At 46.8% G+C, this 3349-nt stretch carries 6 protein-coding genes; all 6 read left to right on the forward strand.

Annotated elements, in window-relative coordinates:
• The coding region (locus tag AB4496_RS26175; protein WP_372132811.1) for a baseplate J/gp47 family protein at positions 1-497 on the forward strand (497 nt) is incomplete at its 5' end.
• A complete protein-coding gene (locus AB4496_RS26180) occupies positions 479-1009 on the forward strand; it encodes a hypothetical protein (protein ID WP_102258107.1) in 531 nt (176 codons plus the stop codon). The genes AB4496_RS26175 and AB4496_RS26180, both read left to right, overlap by 19 nt.
• The gene (locus tag AB4496_RS26185) at positions 1006-1980 is read left to right on the forward strand and encodes a hypothetical protein (RefSeq protein ID WP_102258106.1); all 975 of its coding nucleotides are present in this window, start codon (positions 1006-1008) and stop codon (positions 1978-1980) included. Before AB4496_RS26180 ends, AB4496_RS26185 begins: the two co-directional genes overlap by 4 nt.
• Positions 1980-2522 (forward strand): hypothetical protein, encoded by a 543-nt coding sequence (locus AB4496_RS26190; RefSeq protein ID WP_102258105.1) that lies wholly within the window; start codon positions 1980-1982, stop codon positions 2520-2522. Before AB4496_RS26185 ends, AB4496_RS26190 begins: the two co-directional genes overlap by 1 nt.
• Before the next feature lie 160 nt (positions 2523-2682).
• A complete protein-coding gene (locus AB4496_RS26195; RefSeq protein ID WP_065679523.1) occupies positions 2683-2925 on the forward strand; it encodes a hypothetical protein in 243 nt (80 codons plus the stop codon).
• Positions 2922-3349 (forward strand): lysozyme (locus tag AB4496_RS26200; protein ID WP_372132814.1); only part of this gene is annotated, 428 nt, incomplete at its 3' end. The genes AB4496_RS26195 and AB4496_RS26200, both read left to right, overlap by 4 nt.

A 3349-nucleotide genomic window follows, 5' to 3' on the forward strand; every position in this document is an offset into this window, starting at 1 on the left:
AGCTCATCGGTAAATCAGAAGATTACCAAGCCTGGGCCGTGTCTGCTCACTCCGATGTGGACTTTGCCTGGGCGCTCGACAACACCCCACAGCGAGGCATGGTGGAAGTGTATATCGGTGCGCGAGAAAACAACCCGACCTTAAGCGCAGGAGTGGTCAAGTTAGTGCAAGACACCTTTGAGCGAAATCGACTGGCAGGTTGTCACCCAATCGCTCATCTACCGAACCAAGTGCCACTCAACATCGAGATACAAGGCATTCAAGACCAAGCCATACGTAATGATGTAGTCACTGCACTGGAAAATCTCGTAAAAGGGAAAATGGGCAAAATTGACCCGATAACCCAAAAGCCTGAATCCATCACCAACACTGAAATTGTGTTAACCACTTCAACCGTGACCAACAACTTCATTGTTCGTACACCTGTTGGTGAGGTCGCCATTGGTAAAAACCAGATACATGTACTAGGAGGCGTAACGTGGACACCGCCGACTTAATTATTAACTACAGTGCCGGTGATTTTGAAAACGCCTACCGTGGGCTATTACCCAAAGGCGAGTATTGGCAAGACACCGAGAACGTCGAGCTGGCTAACACCATCAAAGGCATGGCCAAAGACTTCAAGCAAACCCATGACGATATTGAACTGTCGCTATTAACTGAGTTTGAAGAGCAGCAATTTGGTTGGAAGATTTCCGACTATCAACGGCTCTTGATGACGATGGGCTCTAAAGGTGTAGTTTTTGATGAAATCGCGAATCCAAACCTCATCAAGATAAACCTGTACAGCTACAACAATGACGCGGCCTTTAAAGCGTTAGAAGAAAAACGACTGCCACACACCGAGTTTCATTGGATTTATCCGTTTGATGCAAATACACAATTTGAACTGGCTACGGCCTTAACCATGAAGCCAGAGTTTAGCTCTCAGCTTGAATTAGAAGCTGAAGCCCCTTTTCTGTGCTGCACTGCCATAACCTGGCAACTTGAAATAGGAGACACCGTATGAGCACGCTGCAAGGTATCCCAACTCAGCACGGGATCAGCATTCTCAAAAGTAACCTGAAACAGACCGCGAAAAAGTTTCAGCTCATAGGGGCATTAACCCACAACGCGCCACCTGCGAGCTTGTCTGTTTTCCATACTGACACAATCGAAGCCAGTTATTACGATGACAATGGCGTACTGACATTTGTGCTCAACCTACCGATTGAAACGCACTTCAATGAGTACCTCTATCAAATCAAGATTGTAGATACCGCAGGCCAATCCATCGTGGATTGCCAAACCCCAGTGATTGCCTTGGCAAAAGGCATTGGTGGCATGGTCACTCTAAAAGCTGCGGTTTCGGGGCAAGCTGGACAGGTCATTTTTAAGCACAATCAGTATGTGACGGAAACGGAGTTGTTAGGGCTTCACTTTTCCAAGCTCAAAAAGGAGCTGTTAGCACTCCGTTGCGGTGAGACTCTATTATTTGACGACCCAAATCCAAGACCGGGATGGGTTGATTTGGATGGAGCGCCATTATCCAGAACGACCGATGCGCTGCTTTGGGCTCATGCTCAGAAAACAGGTTTGCTGATAAGCCAAGCTTTGAAAGATTCGAATAAGAAAAAGTACGCGGCGTATTGGGGAGCCGGTGATGGTTCAACCACATTCACCAGACCTAACCCCCACTTAGTCGGAGCTTACACACGTGCGACTCCGGCAGGTGTGGCGCATGGTGAGTATCAAGGCGATGCAATTCGGAATTTTACTGGCTCAACTTCTGCGTTTTATCGCGCTGCCGTGGTTAGTGAAAGTGGTATCTTTGGTTCGCCTATTTACGGTAGCACGCCAGCTAAGATCGGCACTCCAGGTGCAGACCCTGGCGCTAATTATGGCTTAGACATTGATGCATCGAGACAACTCCCGACAGCACATGAAATCCGCCCACACTCAATCAACTACGCAGCTAAAATTCACAGGGGGTGGATGTAATGAAAACGGCCTATTTCTACGATTGCGATACATTTGAATATATCGGTCAGCGTCCAGTCCATAAAATTGATGGCTATGACGATTATCTATTGCCGCAGCTAGCCACGTTCATTGAGGTTCCTGAGTTAGATTCAGAAACCGAACAAGCTAAGTTTGATGAGCAAAGTCAAACGTGGACGGTAGAACCTAAGTTTGTTGAGGTTACGGCTTATCATAAGCAAACTCACGAACCCAAAGACTTTGATGATGCGTCTTTAATCACTGACGACTACACAAAAGACGAGCCAACCACACAATGGGACGAGTGGATTAACAACGCTTGGGTAACCAACCAAAGCAACAAGTACGTTGCCGAGTACAACCAAACTGACGAGATAAGACGACAGCTTTATTCTCGTATGTGTGACCCACTAAAAATGGAAGCGATGGACCTTATGGACGAAGGACAGGAAACAGAGGCACGACAGTTGAAGTTGCAAGCCTTAGCTGCCAAACAGAAAATCAAAGCCGAAAACCCTTGGCCAACACCGCCTGCCAACTAATCCCAACCCTATTTAAACCCAGCCATCACGCTGGGTTTTCTCTTTCTTGCCCCCTGAACTTCTATATCTCGACACTAGAAATGCCATAAGTCCCCTTTAAAACTCAACTAGATACACTGTTTATGGGGGAACTAATTAACTAGCCATAAGAGAGAAATCAATGAATGAATCAGAGGCAAAGGCACTAGTCGTATCGCTACTAGATGTCACTGGCCTAAAGAAAATCTTAGCTTCCATTAGTGCAACCCTAATCAGTTTTGGCGTGAATGACGTACTCCAAGTGTTGTCTGTTGCGGTCGGTATTGGCGCTGGCATCATGGCGATTCGTCACTACGCGATTGCAACCAAACTCAGCCAAGCGCAGTTAGACAAATTGAACTCACAAAAAGAGGGTTCAGCATGAGCCTAAAAACCAAAGCAATACAGGCGGTGGTGTGTTCTGTGGCTTCCGTTCTTGCCATTGTCTTTACTATTGATTCAAAGCTAATAATCAGTGAGAACGGCCTTAGCCATGTAGCGAATGAAGAAGGCTGTAGGCTGAAGCCCTACCAATGCAGTGCTGATGTTTGGACTGCAGGGTTAGGTCATACGCAGGGCGTAACGGAAAACACCAAACTCACATTGCAGAAAGCCGCTGAGCTATTCGTTAAAGATGTTGCTGCCGCTGAGCGTGTCGTCAATAAACACATCACCCAAACACCAAGCCAAGGTGAATACGACATGATGGTGAGTTTTGTCTTTAACCTTGGTGCAGGTAACTTCACACGCTCCACCTTATTGAAGAAGTTTAACCAAGGCGATCATCAAGGCGCTTGTAATGAATACCC

The organism is Vibrio sp. 10N.222.46.A1 (assembly GCF_041473595.1).
GTDB classification, from domain to species: domain Bacteria; phylum Pseudomonadota; class Gammaproteobacteria; order Enterobacterales; family Vibrionaceae; genus Vibrio; species Vibrio tasmaniensis_A.